General features: G+C 52.3%; 15 protein-coding genes and 1 tRNA gene. 7 read left to right on the forward strand and 9 right to left on the reverse strand.

Annotation, left to right across the window (positions count from 1 at the left end; genetic code table 11):
- Window positions 1-33 precede the first annotated feature (33 nt).
- Together phnD and RCCS2_RS08120 are read right to left on the reverse strand one after the other, a co-directional pair.
- Window positions 34-1,005 (reverse strand): phosphate/phosphite/phosphonate ABC transporter substrate-binding protein, encoded by a 972-nt coding sequence (gene phnD, locus RCCS2_RS08115; protein ID WP_008233100.1) that lies wholly within the window; start codon window positions 1,003-1,005, stop codon window positions 34-36.
- Window positions 1,006-1,154: 149 nt separating this feature from the next.
- Entirely contained in the window at window positions 1,155-2,045 is an 891-nt protein-coding gene (locus tag RCCS2_RS08120; protein WP_008233105.1) for a LysR family transcriptional regulator, read from the reverse strand.
- A gap of 192 nt (window positions 2,046-2,237) precedes the next feature.
- On the opposite strand from RCCS2_RS08120, the gene RCCS2_RS08125 reads away from it, so the two are divergent.
- From RCCS2_RS08125 to RCCS2_RS08145, 5 genes are all read left to right on the forward strand, one after another.
- A complete protein-coding gene (locus RCCS2_RS08125) occupies window positions 2,238-3,260 on the forward strand; it encodes a D-cysteine desulfhydrase (protein ID WP_037293945.1) in 1,023 nt (340 codons plus the stop codon).
- Window positions 3,261-3,288: 28 nt separating this feature from the next.
- Window positions 3,289-4,248, forward strand: a complete 960-nt coding sequence (locus RCCS2_RS08130) for an ABC transporter substrate-binding protein (RefSeq protein WP_008233124.1) — start codon at window positions 3,289-3,291, stop codon at window positions 4,246-4,248.
- A 71-nt stretch (window positions 4,249-4,319) separates the two neighbouring features.
- Window positions 4,320-5,378, forward strand: a complete 1,059-nt coding sequence (locus tag RCCS2_RS08135; RefSeq protein ID WP_008233126.1) for a quaternary amine ABC transporter ATP-binding protein — start codon at window positions 4,320-4,322, stop codon at window positions 5,376-5,378.
- Window positions 5,375-6,916 carry an ABC transporter permease gene (locus RCCS2_RS08140; protein ID WP_037293762.1) on the forward strand — a complete coding sequence of 514 codons (1,542 nt, stop codon included), beginning with the start codon at window positions 5,375-5,377 and terminating at the stop codon, window positions 6,914-6,916. Before RCCS2_RS08135 ends, RCCS2_RS08140 begins: the two co-directional genes overlap by 4 nt.
- Window positions 6,913-7,662 carry an alpha/beta fold hydrolase gene (locus RCCS2_RS08145; RefSeq protein WP_008233129.1) on the forward strand — a complete coding sequence of 250 codons (750 nt, stop codon included), beginning with the start codon at window positions 6,913-6,915 and terminating at the stop codon, window positions 7,660-7,662. Before RCCS2_RS08140 ends, RCCS2_RS08145 begins: the two co-directional genes overlap by 4 nt.
- A 219-nt stretch (window positions 7,663-7,881) precedes the next feature.
- Here the strand turns inward: RCCS2_RS08145 and RCCS2_RS08150 are convergent, their stop codons facing one another.
- From RCCS2_RS08150 to RCCS2_RS08175, 6 genes are all read right to left on the reverse strand, one after another.
- On the reverse strand, window positions 7,882-10,545 hold the full coding sequence (locus RCCS2_RS08150; protein WP_008233130.1) for a DEAD/DEAH box helicase family protein: 2,664 nt from the start codon (window positions 10,543-10,545) through the stop codon (window positions 7,882-7,884).
- Window positions 10,538-12,262, reverse strand: coding sequence for a site-specific DNA-methyltransferase (locus RCCS2_RS08155; RefSeq protein ID WP_008233131.1), 1,725 nt, complete (start codon window positions 12,260-12,262; stop codon window positions 10,538-10,540). Before RCCS2_RS08155 ends, RCCS2_RS08150 begins: the two co-directional genes overlap by 8 nt.
- Window positions 12,259-12,756 carry a hypothetical protein gene (locus RCCS2_RS08160; RefSeq protein WP_156788482.1) on the reverse strand — a complete coding sequence of 166 codons (498 nt, stop codon included), beginning with the start codon at window positions 12,754-12,756 and terminating at the stop codon, window positions 12,259-12,261. Before RCCS2_RS08160 ends, RCCS2_RS08155 begins: the two co-directional genes overlap by 4 nt.
- Window positions 12,728-14,380 carry a site-specific integrase gene (locus RCCS2_RS08165; protein ID WP_008233133.1) on the reverse strand — a complete coding sequence of 551 codons (1,653 nt, stop codon included), beginning with the start codon at window positions 14,378-14,380 and terminating at the stop codon, window positions 12,728-12,730. The genes RCCS2_RS08160 and RCCS2_RS08165 overlap by 29 nt, the downstream gene beginning before the upstream one ends.
- A gap of 92 nt (window positions 14,381-14,472) precedes the next feature.
- Window positions 14,473-14,548: transfer RNA gene (locus tag RCCS2_RS08170), tRNA-Ala, on the reverse strand.
- 85 nt (window positions 14,549-14,633) lie between these two features.
- The gene (locus tag RCCS2_RS08175) at window positions 14,634-14,963 is read right to left on the reverse strand and encodes a TIGR02300 family protein (protein WP_008233135.1); all 330 of its coding nucleotides are present in this window, start codon (window positions 14,961-14,963) and stop codon (window positions 14,634-14,636) included.
- 88 nt (window positions 14,964-15,051) lie between these two features.
- Here RCCS2_RS08175 and RCCS2_RS08180 point away from each other — a divergent pair, with 88 nt between their 5' ends.
- Window positions 15,052-15,762: a M48 family metallopeptidase gene (locus RCCS2_RS08180; RefSeq protein ID WP_008233136.1), complete on the forward strand. Its 711-nt coding sequence runs from the start codon at window positions 15,052-15,054 to the stop codon at window positions 15,760-15,762.
- Between the two features lie 31 nt (window positions 15,763-15,793).
- On the forward strand, window positions 15,794-16,444 hold the full coding sequence (locus RCCS2_RS08185) for a GntR family transcriptional regulator (RefSeq protein WP_008233137.1): 651 nt from the start codon (window positions 15,794-15,796) through the stop codon (window positions 16,442-16,444).
- Here the strand turns inward: RCCS2_RS08185 and RCCS2_RS08190 are convergent.
- Window positions 16,434-17,276 carry a TerB family tellurite resistance protein gene (locus tag RCCS2_RS08190; RefSeq protein WP_008233138.1) on the reverse strand — a complete coding sequence of 281 codons (843 nt, stop codon included), beginning with the start codon at window positions 17,274-17,276 and terminating at the stop codon, window positions 16,434-16,436. The two genes, RCCS2_RS08185 and RCCS2_RS08190, sit on opposite strands and share 11 nt — an antisense overlap.
- Between the last annotated feature and the right edge of the window lies 1 nt (window position 17,277).

Genomic DNA, 17,277 nt, shown 5'->3' on the forward strand with positions numbered 1-17,277 from the left:
TTTTTGGCCGAAACATTGCCCGGCGATTGTGGCTTATGAACAGGAGTACGACACGCCGTTCGCAGCGTCGATCTGACGGATCACAGACCAGAAGTCCTGATACGTCATCTCAAGGAACTGCGCTTCGCCGTTCTTTTCAAACTCTTCCTCAAGCGACGTGCCTTCCCATTCAAACGAAAAGAACGCATCACGAATGCTTTCTTGCAGTTCGGGCGTCAGGTTGTACGCGGTGCCGTAACCGGTTGTGGGGAATGTTTGGGATTTGTAGATCGAAATCAGCTGATCTTGTGAAACCACGTCGCGCTCTAACATCCGACCCAGAACCGAATTGGCGATTGCAGCGGCGGGATAGTCCTGATTGGCCACCCCAAGGATCGAGTTGTCATGCTTGCCCGAAAACACCGGCTCAAAATCTTCGCCTGCGGTCATGTCAAATTCTGATGCAAGGATCGCAGACGGTGCCTTGAAACCCGAGTTTGACGTCTCGGACGTAAAGGCCAATTGGTTGCCGCGGATGTCTTCGACACTTTCGATGCCTGATTCTGGGTGCGTCAGGATCTCCATCTCGTATCCGAACGATCCGTCCTCAGCGGCCATGATCGTGAAAGGGCGGAAGCCTGCGCAGTTGACAGCCAGCGGGTTTGATCCCGTGTTAAAGCCCGCAATATGCAAACGGCCGGACCGCATCGCCTCGATCTGGGCTGCGTTATTCTGGACGGGAAAGAAAACGACGTCTTTGCCGGTCTGTTCTTCCAGATATGTCAGAAAGTCTGCCCAAGCGGTTTCATAAACGGCGGGGTCTTCAACGGGCGTATAGGCAAAAATAAGCGTGTCAGGGTCAATCTGATCAGCAGCGTCAGTCGGGATATCCGCAATAAGGTCGCCGTCCGTGTCGCAATATCGCGTGTCGAGATCACCGCGCGGGCAGTCCTGGGCTGCGACAGGTGTGGCTGCAATAGAAAGGGCGGCCAACGCGGCGGCACCCAAAAGATGTGTCTTGATCATGATTTAACTCCCTAGAAACAAACGGCTTCGCCGCAGGCCCACTTCGTTGAGCGGGACTCAGTGTTTGTATCTGATCGTTTTCGGGGGCTGTTGGCCACTCAATTCGTCGCTGCACCGCAGCAATGCTCTGAAAATGATCGGCATATGTTTCAGGTCTGCGTTACCCACAAGTCCATCAGGGTTTTGGCCATTTCAACCCTGCAATCAGCATAAATCGCAACCTGTAAACGTTCCTGACCATATTGATTTGCAAGCGAGATCAAAGCACCACTTTCGATTTCTTGGTACACCATACTGAACGGAAGCCATCCAACGCCAAGTCCCTTGAGAACCATCTCTCGGGTACCGCTTGAAAACGCTGTTACGCTGAACGGATTTGCGTCTGATCCAGCTGTTCCAAAGGGTCGCTGGCCTTTCTGCAGAACTTGGCCAAAGTAGCTATCGGCGGGATAAACAATAGCAGGCGTATCCATAGGCACATCACCATTGTCCCGGACTTTATAGCGCAACGCGCCACCCACCACAGGAACCAGATAATCGTGACCCCATAAACCGCGGCGAATATCGGGGCCAAACTGCAGTGTTCCGGCACTCTCTGCCTCATAGCACAAAAGCATGCTCGTATCGCCGCGTAAGAACATCGATACACAATCATGCAGGTTGCCTGCCCGGATACGAAATTGAACGCCGGGATATTGGGATTTGGCCCGTAACGCCATGTCAGGAAATGTCGAACAGGTCGCGGCATGTTGTGCCGCGATTTCCACAGTGGCTCGTGAGGCGTCAAAATGTCCAATTCTTGTGCGTAGCTCGCGTAATCGTGCAATTAAAGCGCGGATTTCCTCTTCATTAGCCAAGAGGGACGGGCTGATCTCAACGCGGTTCGTGCCTCTCTCAAGCACAGTGACGCCAAGCCAGTTTTCAAACCCGCTGATGCGCCGTGAAAATGCTGGTTGCGTTATGTTTCGCCGTGCTGCTGCGCGGGACAAATTGCCTTCTTCCAACAGAACGAGAACATCATCGAGCCATTGCAAATGCATGAATTACCTTTCGTGCTCAAAGTAAATGTATGGGCAGTCATAAGAAAAAGCACTGTTTTTTTGTTTTGGTCCAGATGATCCTTTGACCAATCGTAATCAATGGGGGCTGATGTGGCTGTAGCTGAACAATTCGAGGGTCAAAACGAACAGGGTGCGACGGATCTGACGAAAAGCCGGTGTAAAGATCTGGCAATTCAGTTGGCAAAGTTTCCGCGCGTGGCCTTGGGGCATTTGCCCACGCCCCTAGAGCCGATGGATCGCTTAAGTGAACGCCTTGGCGGTCCCCGACTTTGGGTTAAGCGCGATGATTGCACTGGTCTCTCATCTGGTGGGAATAAGACACGCAAGCTCGAATTTTTGATGGCTGATGCGCAGGCACAGGGTGCCGATACGATCATCACGCAAGGTGCGACCCAGTCAAATCATGCCCGCCAGACAGCAGCCGCTGCGGCAAAGTTGGGCATGGCTTGTCATATTCTGCTGGAAGACCGAACCGGATCGAACGACCAAAGCTATATCATGAGCGGTAACGTCCTGCTGGACCGGTTGCATGGTGCGACTGTTTCAAAGCGCAGCGGCGGGGCCGATATGAATGCAGAAATGGGCGCTTTGGCTGACCAGCTACGCCAAGACGGCAAAACACCTTACATCATTCCGGGCGGCGGTTCGAACCCAATTGGCGCGCTTGGTTACGTAAATTGCGCAAGAGAGTTGGTCGAACAGGCCAACGGTATGGGTTTGCGCATAGACGCGCTGGTGCATGCCACCGGCAGTTCCGGCACGCAGGCCGGACTGGTGGCCGGGTTCGCAGCGATCCAAAGCGACATCCATCTATTGGGTGTCGGGGTCAGGGCGCCTCAAGAAAAACAAGAGCGGATGGTATACGATCTTGCGCAACAGACACTGTCGCATCTTGGCGTGGACGTTGAAGTTGCGCGGTCTGATGTGAGGGCGAATTGCGACTATATCGGCGGGGGCTACGGCATTCCAACAGAAGGTATGGTCGCCGCAGTCAAGCTGTTGGCAGAGACCGAGGGGCTGCTTTTTGATCCGGTCTATTCGGGCAAGGGCCTTGATGGCTTGATCGACCTGATAGGCAAAGGACATTTCGAAGGCATGCAAAACATCGTCTTCCTGCACACGGGCGGAAGTGCCGCTTTGTTTGGATATCCGGAAACCTTTGATTTGCCTGGCTATGACGCAGACGAGAAATAACAAAACGACCAACAAGGAGACTTACACTATGACAGTCAAAAACAATCTGATGGCCGCAGCGCTTGTTAGCGTGCTCAGTGTTCCTGCGTTTGCCGAAGACGTGAGCATCGGTGTGCCGACATGGACCGGTGCTCAGGCAATTGCCTATGTTTTGGGTGAAGTCGTCACGACGCGTATTGGCGGTACGGTTGAATATGTGCCCGGCAACAACGCCACGATCTTTCAAGCAATGGATCAAGGCGAAGGGGATATCGACGTGCATCCCGATGTCTGGCTGCCCAATCAGGAAAGCTTCACAAAACAATATGTGGATGAGGCCGGAACCGTAACGTTATCGTCCAACCCCTATCAGGGCAATCAGGGCTTTTGCGTCTCGCAGGATTTTGCGGCGGCAAATAACATTACTGATATTGCCGATCTTGGCCGTCCTGATGTGGCTGCTTTGATGGATAGTGATGGAAACGGGCTTGGTGAAATGTGGATCGGTGCGCCCGGTTGGGCCTCTGCCAATGTAAACGAAGTGAAGGTCCGCGATTATGGATTGCTTGATTTCATTGAACCGATCCGCGCAGAGGAAGCTGTCAAAACAGCGCGTATCAAAGACAGTATCGCCAAAGGCGAAGGCTATGCCTTCTATTGCTACGAACCACATGCAGTGTGGTATATGTTTGATGTCGTGATGCTGACAGAGCCAGCCTTTGATCCCGAACAGTACATCATGCTCCAGCCGTCCGATGATGCGGATTGGTACGAAAATTCCATGGTTGCCACTAAAGACGACCTCAAGCAGGTGCAAATTGCTTGGTCGAATTCTTTGGAAAGCCGCTCGCCCGCGATTGCAGAATTCTTTGCGAACTTCGCGATGACAGCAGACGATGTCAGCAGCCTTGCGTTTGAAATTAGCGCGAATGGCCGCGAGCCTGCGGAGGTTGCCAAGGATTGGGTCGAAGCCAATTCCGATCGCGTCGATGCAATGCTGGGTCTCTAGACCGAAATAGCAGCAAAATCTGCCGGCACAGATCGTTCGTGCCGGCGTTCCTTTGGGTGGGCGAGGCGACGATGACCAGTGATGACCGCGTCATAGAAATTTCAAATGTCTGGAAGATCTTCGGGGCGCGCCCTCAAGTGGCACTTCAAGCGATACAGGAACGCGGGCTTTCCAAAGCTGAGGTACTTGCAGAATATAACGCCGTCGTCGGTGTTGCCGACGTCAGTTTATCGGTCAACAGGGGTGAAATTTTTTGCATCATGGGTCTATCGGGTAGCGGTAAATCCACCTTGGTTCGCCATTTTAACCGGCTTTTGGAACCGACGGCGGGCAAAATCGAAATCGAAGGCACCGATGTGATGGCTCTTGCCCCGAAAGAGCTTCAAACCTTTCGCAATCGCAAGATCGGTATGGTTTTTCAGAACTTTGCGCTGATGCCGCACCGATCAGTGCTCGACAATGTCGCAATGCCGCTCGAAATCCGGCAGGTTGCCAAGAATGAACGTATGCGCCAAGCGGCAGCGATCCTTGATATTGTTGAACTGGGGGCATGGGGCGCGAAGTTTGCGCATGAATTGTCAGGCGGAATGCAGCAGCGGGTCGGTTTGGCGCGTGCGCTGGCCGCCAATCCAGATGTCTTGCTTATGGACGAACCGTTTTCAGCGCTTGATCCTTTGATCCGTCGCCAATTGCAGGATGAATTCATCCGACTGTCCAAGATACTGAAGAAAACAACGATCTTTATCACCCATGACCTTGATGAGGCGGTACGCATCGGTGACCGAATCGCGATTATGCGCGACGGCAAAGTGGTCCAAATGGGGACCGCCGAAGACATTGTGATGAACCCGGCAGACGACTATGTCGCGGATTTTGTTGCTGGGATTTCACGTCTGAAAGTTGTACATGCCCACGCCGTCATGCAACCGATTGACGCTTATATCGCGGCCAAGGGCCCGCCTGCGGCGGATGCAACACGTGTTGCCGGGTCCGAAACGCTTAGTAATTTGATCAATCTTGCTATCGACGACGAAAACCCAATCCTTGTCAAATCCGCTGGCCAAGACATTGGCATCATCACCCGTGCGGACCTGCTGCGTACGGTGATTGAAGGTACGGAGGTATCATGATGGACACTAATGTGAACCCGCTTGACGACCCAAACAGCGAAGCTGCCATCGCATATGCTGAAGAGAGAAACGACAACATACGCGTATTTGTGCGCACCAGCACTGATTATTACATCAAGAACTTTAACAAGATAGGCGCATCTTCACGGTTTACACCGACGCTAAACATGATGGCAGGGCTGTTCGGGCCGATCTGGTTTGGCGCACGCGGACTTTGGTCTTGGGCGCTGCCATTTTTGATTATTGAGGCCTTGGCTTTTGTACAAATTGCGCGCGGTTTGTTTGGTGATCTTGGTGCCGATGCGATGGCCCGGATAACCTCGATTGAAGGCACACTAGAGCTGCGGCGTCAGCAACTGACCGCCGCGGTTGAGAACGGGTCTGACAGGGTGGATGCGTTCCGGCGCGCCGTGGAGGGTCTGGAACAAAATATCGGTGGCATCCGCGAAGAGGCCGCCGCACTTGCCGCGCAGGGGCCGCAGATCGCGATGATCGGCGTGTTTCTTTTGCTATTGATCAAAGCAGCCCAAGCCAGCGTGGCGAACTGGGCATTAGAGGCACGGTTTTCGGATTGGGTTTCTGACAGAACGATCCGTTCAGGGATGCCTGTGTCGCAAATCGTGTTCAGTGCGATCTTCATGGTCCTGATCGTCATGGCTGCGATGTTGCATTACAGTGTGCCCGGTCGCTTTGAACTACTTGGTGACTTTCCAACCGATCCCGATATTCGCCTGACCAGCATTGACTGGGTCGAGAATTTTTTCAATTGGGCCGTGCTGAACGGTGACGCGCTTTTTGACGCAATTACTTTTGTGATCCGACTTGTTCTGGACGCACTCGAGATCGTGTTTGTCAGCACACCTTGGATCGTTATTGCGTCGCTTATTATTCTGCTCACATGGCTGACGGCGGGTGCACGCATGGCGATCTACTCAGCCGCGTTTCTGTCTTATATGGGGCTATTGGGGTTCTGGGAAAAAGCGATGACAACGCTGGCGTTGCTTGGCACGGCCGCTTGCTTATCCATCCTGATCGGTATTCCACTTGGCATGTTTGCCGCACGCAGGCCACGGTTCTACGCGGCTATCCAGCCGATTATGGACTTCATGCAAACCATGCCCGCATTCGTGTTTATGATCCCCGTGATCGCCTTCTTTGGTACGGGCAAACCTGCCGCTGTTGTCACCACAATGATCTTTGGTGGGACGCCGGTGGTACGCTTGACCGTGCTTGGGTTGCGCGGTGTGCCTGAAAGCGTGCGCGAGGCGGCCATCTCTTTTGGTGCTAACAAATGGTATCTTTTGACACGTGTTGATCTGCCTTTGGCAAGCCCCTCAATACGGGCGGGGATCAATCAGACAATCATGCTTTCACTCGCAATGGTCGTGGTCGCATCACTCATTGGGGCCAAGGGGCTGGGCGAGGATGTTCTGGAAGCATTGCAATACGCCAACGTCGGGCAAGGCATTTTGGCAGGTTTCGCCATTTTGTTCTGTGCCATGATCCTTGACCGCATCGTGCAAGGGCAACGCAAATGAAACACCTTGTTATGATCCATGGTTTCATGGGCGGGAGCGGTCAGTGGGACATGCAGAAGGCTACCTTGGCGGATAGATATGATGTGATTGCCCTTGATCTTCCGGGCTTTGGTTTGAATGCCAACCTAACTCCGATCAACACAATCGGCGGGTTTGCTGAATGGGTGATTGCGCAACTAAGCGCTCGCAACATTGGTCACTTTAGCCTTCTGGGTCATTCAATGGGAGGCATGATCGCCCAAGAGATCGCGTCGCGTATCCCTGATCAGATCGAAAGGCTTATCCTTTATTCAACAGGGGCGATTGGCGTCTTGCCCGGGCGATTTGAAACGATCGCCCAAAGTAAAGCGCGCACGCTTGCAGATGGGCCAAAGGTCACCGCGCGGCGCATCGCTGAAAGCTGGTTTTTGAAGGGCACCGCCGCAACAGCGTTTGAAAGCTGTGCTAGCATCGCTGAGCAAGCCAGCCTTGATGCGATCCTTGCAGGGTTAAGCGCTATGGAAGGCTGGGCCGGCGAAGCTGCGCTCGCTAACATACGCGCGAAGACATTGCTCGTTTGGGGCGACAAGGATCGCACCTATCCATGGGAACAGATTGAGACACTGTGGAGAACTATACCGCAAACCAGTCTTTGCGTTTTGCCGAATGTTGCCCATGCAATCCACCTAGAGAACCCCGAAGGCTTTAATCGTGTTCTGACCGATTATCTGGAAAGCTGTGGTGCGCAGATCAGGCCGAACGAATAGCCAATTGGGAATACCCTTGAGGCGTTAGGCGATACTTATGCTTTGGTTGACGCCTTGCCCTTGGCTTTTGATTTGAATATCGCACATGGCTGATCCAAAGGATTGGTCGGTACCAAAAATTTCCTGCCAAAATCCGTGCGTATTGCGATGCGGTTACTTAGGCGAAGTCTGATTTGCGTCAGGATTCACCAGAAGTTTTGTGCTTGCCTAGCATGTTGCCTAACTTGTCGTACCCTGAAAAGTAGCGTTCTCGCTAATTCTCGATGCAGGTAATAGTACATAGCGCCACTCTTTCTTCCCTAAAGTCGCTAGCAACTTGTTTGCATTTTCAACCCAGACTTCTGCTGATTTTGCTTTGGCGATAACGTCAGTATCCGTCAGATCATTGTCTGCCTTTACTTCCACGATGAGTAGTTCTGTCGAAGTCTCAACAACGAAGTCGGGATTGTAGTTCTTGCCGCTGGCGTATTCGATCTGAAACTGGCCCAATGCTGGCTTTAGCCATGATAAAACCGTAGGTTCGTCGGCGCGGTCCAAAAGGTACGCAAAGCGTCTTTCTGGGTCACTATCAAATTTGTGCTTCTTGAACGGAGACTTTTCACCTCCCACGAAAACGAATTGCTTTGTTGCTGAGAGAGGCGATGCTTGTTGATTAAGCGGGATAACCTTGCCTTCAATTTCGACAATTTGCTGCGGGGCAAGTGGTGTGAAGGCATGGTTCAGCTTGACCTGAAAAGCCGTATCAGTTTTGCCTATATGATCTCTCATCTGCTGCATGATAAAGTTCGTTAGTTGATCACCTTGTGACAGCAGAACGTTTTCCACTTCTGCGTCCGACGTTAAGTACGACTGTAGGTGCTGCACCATCTGACCTGCCAGTTTAAACAACAGATCCGATGCGCTGTCATAGTCCACCTCGGGCTCAGCTATCATTCGCCTCACAAGGTAGTTTTCTAATCGAATTTCTTGCGCAGCACCTTCAATACGCTGAATCCGTTTTCTGAAATCACTGCCGAGTGCCTGCACAAGGATGTCCCCATCCACAGGCCGGTTTTTGATTTCATTAAGTCGTTGAAGGTCGAAATCTTCAAACCAAAAATGAACTTCCCTCTCAGGGATTACGACAATTTCTGGGATTTCGATGGTGTTTCTAATGATCGCGTCAGTTACCTGACGGACGATCCTCTTTGTATCAGGCTTTGCCTCGCCAAGGTCCATGGTTCCCTGATCGCTTGTAGCCTCTGCTTCGATATCTCGAACTATGTTTGCGATTGTCGTGTCATCTGACAACTCATTGATCGATGTTTTTACCTTGGCTTGATATCGCGTCCGAACCAACTCCATCGTTTTCGTAGCGATCTGTCTTTCAGCCTCGCTTTGCGGGGTAAAGGTGGCTCTCGCATCAGCCATACCCTGTCCGCTCAATTGACCTGTCAGGACTTGCTCATATTGCGGGACGACTGTCACAACTTTGCGCTTCTCGTCCGACACATCTCCACCGTTTCCAAGTGTGATCGCTTTCATTTTGACGACCGAACCATCTTCCTTAGCCTTCGAGATGACGTCCTCAAAGCGGTCGTGTGCGATGACTGTCAAGGTATCCACCGTCGGGTGGCCCGTTCTACGTCCATAGGACAAACGCAAACCGCGCCCGAGGGTTTGTTCTGTCAAGATTTCCGATGCGGACGCACGTAATGGGACAATCGTGTAAAGATTGGTAACATCCCAACCTTCTTTCAGCTTGTTGACGTGGATGACGATTTCAGTGTTCGACGACGTCTCTAGCTCAACAAGCCGTTGCATGGCTTCATCGCTCTCTTCGCCTGTTTGCTTTGAATGAACTTCTGCAACTTTCCCTTTGTAAGCGCCTTCATAGAACCGATCACTTTCAATTTGCTCGCGTAGTGCGCGTGCATGGGTCGTGTCTTGTGCAACGACTAGCATGAAAGGATGTACCTGCTCTTTGCAGTTCTGCTTGGCATATAGCTCCAATTCTGTCCGGACATATTCGTGATAAAATACGCCATCCTTGAGCATGATATCTTCAAGCTGATCGCGGGGGTATTTCTTCGGATCAAAGTCAGTTCTGGTGGCGACGGCAGGCTCTTTGACATAGCCGTCATGCATCGCATTCCCGAGGCCGTAATCATAAATGACGTTCCGAAATGGCTTGGGGGATGCCCCGACGGTCTTGGGTGTTGCGGTCAACTCTATGCCCAGCTTGGGCTTTAATTCATAGATCGACTTTGCGGCAGCCTTGGCGCGGTACCTATGGGCTTCATCCATCAGCATGACAAGATCGTCATGGCTTGCGAGATAGTCAAAATAACTCTCGCCTAAAGTTTCCCGAAACCCGCGAATGCGGCCTTTTTCCTTGTTGATCTTATCGACATTGAAAATGTTGATGATCGCTTCATCGCCAAACAGGTCAGCGCCCCGGATACCACGGCCCTCTTCCCATGTGTCGCCCGTGACAATAATGGGCGGAGTTTGTGCAAATTGCGATATCCCGCGAAACACATATTTGGGCGACGATTGGCGTGAAAAGTCTTCGACCAGCTTTTGGTAAATGGTCGTATTTGGGGCCAAAACAAAGAAGTTTTTCGAAGTACCGCTGACGTACATATAGCTGATGAAAGCACCCATCAGGCGGGTTTTCCCGACGCCAGTTGCCAGCGAAAAACACAGCGTGGGGAATGCGCGTTCAAAGGCTTCAACCGATGGATAGGCATCTTTGATCACACCCAAAAGGCGTGCCATGTCTGTGTCGCCATCAAAATCCATTTGATCGAGCACATCAGCAAGGATCGCCAATGCCTCTTCTTGCGGGGTGCGCAGCGATAGGCGTTGAGTGATCTGGCGCAGCAATTTTGCATCACTCATCGTCAGACCCTCCTTCGGTAAACAAGGGCAGGTCGGCGTCTGGGTCTACTTCGGCCATCGGCAGGTTTGCGACGTTAAGCGAGTAGTCGTCGCGCCCCCATTCACACTTGTCCAACACAATCGAAGGGATTTTGTGGATCGTCAGATTGTCGAGGTTCTCACCACCGCTATAGGCTTTGCAACAGACAAGCAGTGTCCGGTCCTTGCCCACATCCGCACTGATCTTGCGCAACGTGTCGTGGGTCAGGCTTTGAGTTGTAACATAGATAAAATCGGTTTCGGTCGAATATCCGTGGTTCCAATAGTCGGTTGTGCTGGGTGCGTAGGTAAAGCCCATATGCTTGCACATCGCCTCTGCCAACATCGCGGCGTTGTACTCTTTTGAGATGATGGACATGCCGAAACGGTCGGTTTCGATAAGGGAAGGGGCAAGAGTGTAGTAGCGGAAGCCGCCGCCGCCTTTCCAGTCAAGGTTTTCGCTTGCGCCTGTCATGTCGGTGCCATCGATTATTCCTGCAAGTCGCGGCATGACATGTGTCTCGCAATGCTCCCCAATTTCAACAGTTATCCATTTCCGTTTCATTTTGTGAGCAACAGCAGCTGTCGTGCCTGATCCAGCGAAGGAATCCAATATTAAGTCGTTTTCATCGGAGAAATGTGTGAGGATTTTCTGCAATAATACTTCGGGTTTCTTTCCACTACGGAACTCCACGCCACCTTCATGGCGGCAATTCCCAAATGCACCAGCTAGGTCTAGAAAATTTTCTATTGGCTGGTTGCCAGAATTTGCATTTTCCAGTTTGGATGTCGGAACACCCTGGAAATACTTTCCCTTTGTAGCGGTTGCCTTTTTCGGACCCGTGAAAAAGCGATGATCAAACTTATCATCACCAATCCCGTAAACCTTGTATAGAGCGCCTAACCCGTCTTCTTTAACTCTTCCATCTAGGTAATCTCGGAAGAAGCGGCCAGATGAGTTACCATCGAGGATACTACCAGTCGCCCATATTTCTTTGCGCCCATCAACTGAAGGCTCTCCTTTTTCGATTTTGTAATTGCCTGGCTCAAAAACAATCGTTTTCTTGCCTCCCAACTCAATTTCTTTGCCTTCACCTTGGGTCGAAACATAGAAATTGAATTTGTCTAATCCTGACGATTTTGGGGTAAGCCACGGCTTGGCGTCGAAACTATTTCTATAGATGTGGATCATCTCAATCTGCTTGTGATAGCTCATGTCTTGCTTCAAAGTTTTCTGAGGATAGCGAACCTGAAGGTAAATAGTTGTTTGGTAATTTTCTCTACCGAAAACTTCATCTAGTAAGACCTTCAGGTAGTGCCCTTCGCTATCGTCGATGTGTGCACACAAAAAACCATCTCGACGCAATAGCCGCCTCAAGATTTCAAGCCGCTCTCTCATCAAATTCAGCCAAATCGAGTGCTCAACTCCGTCATCATAGTGTTCAAACGCGTTCCCTGTGTTGAAGGGTGGGTCAATGTAAACACATTTCACAAGGCCGGAGTAATCTTGCTCCAGTGCTTTTAGCGCGAGTAAATTATCACCCTTTATCAGCACATTATCGAAAATATCGCCCTCAGACTTCCGCTCCTGTGCGTGATAGCTTTTCTCAGGGTCTTCGATCAGAATGCGCGGCTCAAGGCGGGGGCGGTCATCCTTGCCCACCCATGTCAGTTCCAGCTTGCCCTTTTTCGCCATCATGGCCCCCGTTTCTGTTCTTGGCTGCAACCATCTTGTGGCGTTTGGTCTTGATCAGTGTCTTTGGCAGCTAAAAAACCATCCACGTCAAAACCGGTCTTTTTCAACTGAGCAATCAAATGCTTCATCGCATTCCTATCAGTCCCGGTCAGGGCCGTCTGCCCCGATTTCAGCTTTGCCAGTGCTACTTTGGATTTAGGCGACAACAGACGCCGCGCTTCGGCAATCCGCTCAAGTTGTCCGGCCCGTTGTGCCCAACCTGGCGGGCGCGGTTTGTTGGGTTTCACGGGCGGTGCAGCGGCTGCCTCTGGCACGGCCGTCACATAGGCCACCACCCTTGGGAACTTGCGCGCAACGTCTTCGGTCTGTCCAAGCGCATGATAGATTGCCCGCCGTTCCTCTGGTTGAGGTTGCTTGCGACGGGTCACCCGCCACAGCCCCATCTTTGTGCTTTCATTGGCCCACCCGCTATGCAGCAAGATAACCGTAGTTGTCACTGGCTGCCCGACCTGCTGGTGACCAGCCCGTCACAGCTAACAGTGTTTCGGGTGGTGCCCCAACGGTCCGCAGTGCGTCACGTACGTTATGGCGCAAACTGTAGAGTGCTTGCCGATCATTTAGTGTAATCTCTTCTGCTATAAATTTGTCGCGAAAACGCTTGGTCGCATAAGTGGCATAGTTGCCGTATTGGTCGGGCTTCAAAGTTGTAAAAATCTGTTTTGCTTTCTTTAGACTTTTGGATGGGCTCACTTTCACTAAATTCGAAAAACCCAGTTTGATGAGTTGTGGATGCAGTGGCACACGGCGACGACTGGAGGCCGTTTTGAGCGAATGGTCATTCCTGTCAGCTTTTTCGGCAAGGTCTAGATACCATGTCCCTTGTTCGGTTTGCTTGACGTCCTCGACGTAGAGCTGGCAAATCTCGTTTGGTCTCGCCCCAGTGAACAACATCAGCAGCGGGACCCAGAAGCGCCACGCGCGGTCTTCACTTTTGTATGACTTCGCGGCATCAACACGGCAACTCTGATAGAAACTGCCAGTAAAGAAATCGACGATCTGTTGATCTGTCCATGGAAATCTTTTCTCCACAGCGCTCATATCGGATTTCTTTAATGGCTTGACGCCTGCCGCAGGGTTGTGACCCATCAGCCCTTTTCTTACCGCAACTGCAAGTACGTCCTTTAACGTGCGCAGGTATTGTGCTTGCGTGACAGGATCGAGAACCCTCTGTCCATCTTTGGCGGCTCTCTCTACCGCCTCAGTGACACTCAGGTTCGGATAGATTTTCTTGCGGTTGGCAGGTAGCCGCGAAAGCAGGCTACGGACTTCTTGAACTGTATCATCTGTGATGTTGGATAAAGGTGTATCGGAGCCAATCGCATCCAGCAAAAAAGACAACTCTGCCTGCACCTTGTCATAGCGCTTCTTGCTGACGCTATTGAGAGTGTATTCTTCTTCACGCTCGGCCCAAAACCGTTTGATAACTTCTCCAAAGGTCAGTTTGGTTTTCTGTCTGGGATCAAAAAGTGGGTCGTGAAATGCGCGGTCATATTTGTGATCAAGACGGTCTCGTTGAAGCGTTTGCAGTTCGATTAGGCCACGCCTTACCAGTTCGCTGAATTCAACAATCAACTGCCTGTCTTGTAGAGCTACGTCTTGGGCTTTTGTCACCGTATCGCGAATGCTCTCGATCCATACTGCGCCGTTAGGATCGTCTCTGTTCTTGAGGGTTTGCATCGCAATTTCAGTTTCCATCTTCATTTGCTTGCGCTGATCTTCATCGTCTGGCGGCTCAGATAACAATTGAGCAACTGCGCGATCATCTAGGCCAGAAAGGTGTTGGCGAAGGTATTCGGTCAGTTCACCTAGCGACGCCTCGGAGGGCATCTGTTTACCGTCTTGTAGCTGTGCCAGTTGCTCCTCTGCCTTTGCAAACATAGCGTCGACTTGGATGGTATACGCATTCCGCAATCGCATGGCAGACTTAAGGTCAGCTACGTTCAACGACTTTTTGATAAAGGTCTTGCCAACGATCTTAACAAGATGAACTGGCACTCTGCGATGATAATGCCAGACCTCACCGCGCCGCGTTAAATACTGTTTGTTCGACACGTCTTTCATCCCTCGTGTATACCACAAATGTGACCACAGCAAAGGATGCAACGCATTGAAATTATGTATGTTTAAGGTTTTCCAGCGGTTAGCGGATTGAATGGTGGAGCCTAGGGGAGTCGAACCCCTGACCTCTTGCATGCCATGCAAGCGCTCTCCCAACTGAGCTAAGGCCCCATCCTGACAGCGTTTTGCTGTGCATTGGCTGTCTATGCAGCACGCTGGGCGAGATCAAGTAGAAATCGCGCCCAACTGTTTTGTTTTAGTCGTCGTCGTTTGCCGGTACATCCGCCAATTCGTCAAGCGACACTGTATCGTCGTCGTCATCATCTTCCAGAACATCATCGCCCAGATCAACGTCATCGCTGTCGTCGTCATCATCATCGAGCACCAGATCTTCTTCTTCGGTGCTTTCCTTGGCCTTGGTTGTCTGCGCGTCTTCGGCATCCGCGACCATTGTGCGGGTCTTGGATGTGTCCACAGCCACCTCATTGCCGGTATAGGGGCTGATAATTGGTGTCGCGTTCAGGTCGTAAAAGCGTTTGCCGGTTTCGGGGCAAAGGCGCTTTGTGCCCCACTCTTCCTTAGGCATAGGCTATCCCTTCAAAATCCTAGTCTTCCCTTGCGGGTGATCGGTGCCAACTGCCATAAGCAGAAGGGCGTGTCAAAGCCTTTGGCACATGAATGATAAGAAGTTGGATATGGGCCGTCATACGCTTGAAGGCAACCCCCCGATCGACGTGACTTTGCGCCATTCCGCGCGGGCCAAGCGGTTGTCGCTGCGAATCTCGCGTTTGGATGGCCGGGTGACGTTGACGATGCCGCAACGGGCACCCCAGCAAGAGGGAATCGCCTTTTTGCGCACAAAAGAGCCTTGGTTGCGCAGCCATCTGCAAGAAATGAAGCCGGCAACGATTGCTGCGATCGGGCATTGCATCCCTTATCGCGGTGTTTTCGCGCCGATCGTGGCAGGCGCTGGTAAGCGTGCGCGCGTGGCGGACGACCAGATTGAGGTGGCTGGGGGGGCACCTGTTGGTCCGCAGGTCAAAGCGCTGATGCGCCATCAAGCCCGCGATGCCCTTGCTGCCGCCTCTGACCGATATGCTTTGCAGTTGGGTCAATCCTACACGCGCCTTTCGATCCGGGATACCCGATCGCGCTGGGGGTCGTGTTCCAGTCAAGGTGTGCTGATGTATTCCTGGCGACTGATTATGGCCCCTCCAAAGGTGCTGGATTATGTGGCCGCACATGAAGTGGCGCATTTGGTAGAAATGAACCACCAGCCGGCATTCTGGGCCGTTGTCGCGCGTTTGTGTCCCGACTATGAAATCTACCGCCGCTGGCTGCGTGAAGAGGGTGATCAGCTGCATCGTGTGATCTTCGATGATTGACCATCAGGTCTTTCGTGATCACAAATGACCTATGATGATCCAACCGCGCCCCCAAGATAGCACCACCGCTGCGCATGAACGCGTCTATCGGGCGATGCGTACAAAGATCATGCATGGTGAAATTGGCCCGGGTGAGGCGCTTACACTGCGGGGCATCGGCAAGACGTATGATGTGTCCATGACACCCGCGCGAGAGGCCGTCCGACGGTTGGTGGCTGAGGGCGCGTTATTCTTGTCATCATCTGGCAGGGTATCGACACCCGCGTTGTCAAACGAGCGGATTGAAGAACTGGCGACGCTGCGTGCATTGCTGGAACCGGAACTTGCATCGCGCGCCCTGCCGCGGGCCCACTTTGCGTTGATCGAACGGTTGGAAACGATCAACCAAGGGGTCAATCAGGTGATCGCCCGCCACGATGCGACGGGGTATATTCGCATGAACCTGGAATTTCACCGGACCCTCTATTTGCGTGCGCAGGCACCGGCGATGTTGGCGATGGCTGAAACGGTATGGCTCCAACTGGGGCCTACAATGCGCGCGCTTTATGGTCGGTTAAATCGGACAGAACCGCCGTATCATCACAAGCTGATCCTATCCGCGCTCAAAGCGGGGGATGAGCCGGGATTGCGTTTGGCGGTCCGGGCCGACGCCACACAGGGCTTGCGGATGCTCAAAGGCTAGGCTGATAGATATCCAGATCTTCCAGCGACATTGACATCACGCGGCGAAAATCCTCACCGGGCATGCCGATGCCATGGGCAAGATTGGTCAGGAAATCATACTCGGGCGGGATGATCCGACCGCTGGCCAGTGCAACAAAAAATGCCCCACGCATCATTGCATCTTTTTCTGAGTCCCGCAGACCTTTGCCAAAATCAAGGAAATCCTGCGGTGTCAGGTTCATATCGATATGATCGGCGATCCGCACAACCTCTGTCGATACGATGTTCTGGCGGGTCAGCCGGCTGGCCGCTTTTGTGATCAGCGTGATTTCATTGGACGCGACGATGCCGTCACATTTGGCCATATAACACATGGCCGTCAAAATGCGCTGGGTGGCCTTTTTGCGCATCGGGGATGACGGGTCCAGACCCAACAACGATTTGACCCGCCGCAGGATCACAGCGAACAGCGCCAGACATAGTGCAACCCAGATACCATAGTTCTGGATGGTGCGTTGCAGGCTATTGCGCGCCTCGGACGGCAGGCTTGCGTCAATCAGGTTCAGGGATTGCGCCGTTTCCATCTGTTGCGGGCTGAAGGGCCGCTCTGCTTCGCCGGCACATCGATCAACGGCCAGCACATAGCCAACGATATTACTGGAGATCGGGTATCCAAGAATGCGCAGGTCGCGCGTTTGATGGCACAGAGACAATTGCGCGCCGTTGGGGGCTGTAATCTCAGTATCTGCGACATATTCAAGGTTGGTGAACATTCCCGAATTCGCGGTAAACGCCTGTGCCGGACCACAGGCCAGTACACTCATCAAGAGGGCAACAATGAAACGCTTCATG

The sequence above is a fragment of the Roseobacter sp. CCS2 genome (assembly GCF_000169435.1).
In the GTDB taxonomy this organism is placed as follows: Bacteria; Pseudomonadota; Alphaproteobacteria; order Rhodobacterales; family Rhodobacteraceae; genus Yoonia.

Bases quoted from the DNA above. Each gene is read 5' to 3' on its own strand.
- phnD (WP_008233100.1), bottom strand. From the start codon at position 1,005: ATGATCAAGACACATCTTTTGGGTGCCGCCGCGTTGGCCGCCCTTTCT.
- RCCS2_RS08120 (WP_008233105.1), bottom strand. From the start codon at position 2,045: ATGCATTTGCAATGGCTCGATGATGTTCTCGTTCTGTTGGAAGAAGGC.
- RCCS2_RS08130 (WP_008233124.1), top strand. From the start codon at position 3,289: ATGACAGTCAAAAACAATCTGATGGCCGCAGCGCTTGTTAGCGTGCTC.
- RCCS2_RS08135 (WP_008233126.1), top strand. From the start codon at position 4,320: ATGACCAGTGATGACCGCGTCATAGAAATTTCAAATGTCTGGAAGATC.
- RCCS2_RS08140 (WP_037293762.1), top strand. From the start codon at position 5,375: ATGATGGACACTAATGTGAACCCGCTTGACGACCCAAACAGCGAAGCT.
- RCCS2_RS08145 (WP_008233129.1), top strand. From the start codon at position 6,913: ATGAAACACCTTGTTATGATCCATGGTTTCATGGGCGGGAGCGGTCAG.
- RCCS2_RS08150 (WP_008233130.1), bottom strand. From the start codon at position 10,545: ATGAGTGATGCAAAATTGCTGCGCCAGATCACTCAACGCCTATCGCTG.
- RCCS2_RS08155 (WP_008233131.1), bottom strand. From the start codon at position 12,262: ATGATGGCGAAAAAGGGCAAGCTGGAACTGACATGGGTGGGCAAGGAT.
- RCCS2_RS08165 (WP_008233133.1), bottom strand. From the start codon at position 14,380: ATGAAAGACGTGTCGAACAAACAGTATTTAACGCGGCGCGGTGAGGTC.
- RCCS2_RS08175 (WP_008233135.1), bottom strand. From the start codon at position 14,963: ATGCCTAAGGAAGAGTGGGGCACAAAGCGCCTTTGCCCCGAAACCGGC.
- RCCS2_RS08180 (WP_008233136.1), top strand. From the start codon at position 15,052: ATGAATGATAAGAAGTTGGATATGGGCCGTCATACGCTTGAAGGCAAC.
- RCCS2_RS08185 (WP_008233137.1), top strand. From the start codon at position 15,794: ATGATGATCCAACCGCGCCCCCAAGATAGCACCACCGCTGCGCATGAA.
- RCCS2_RS08190 (WP_008233138.1), bottom strand. From the start codon at position 17,276: ATGAAGCGTTTCATTGTTGCCCTCTTGATGAGTGTACTGGCCTGTGGT.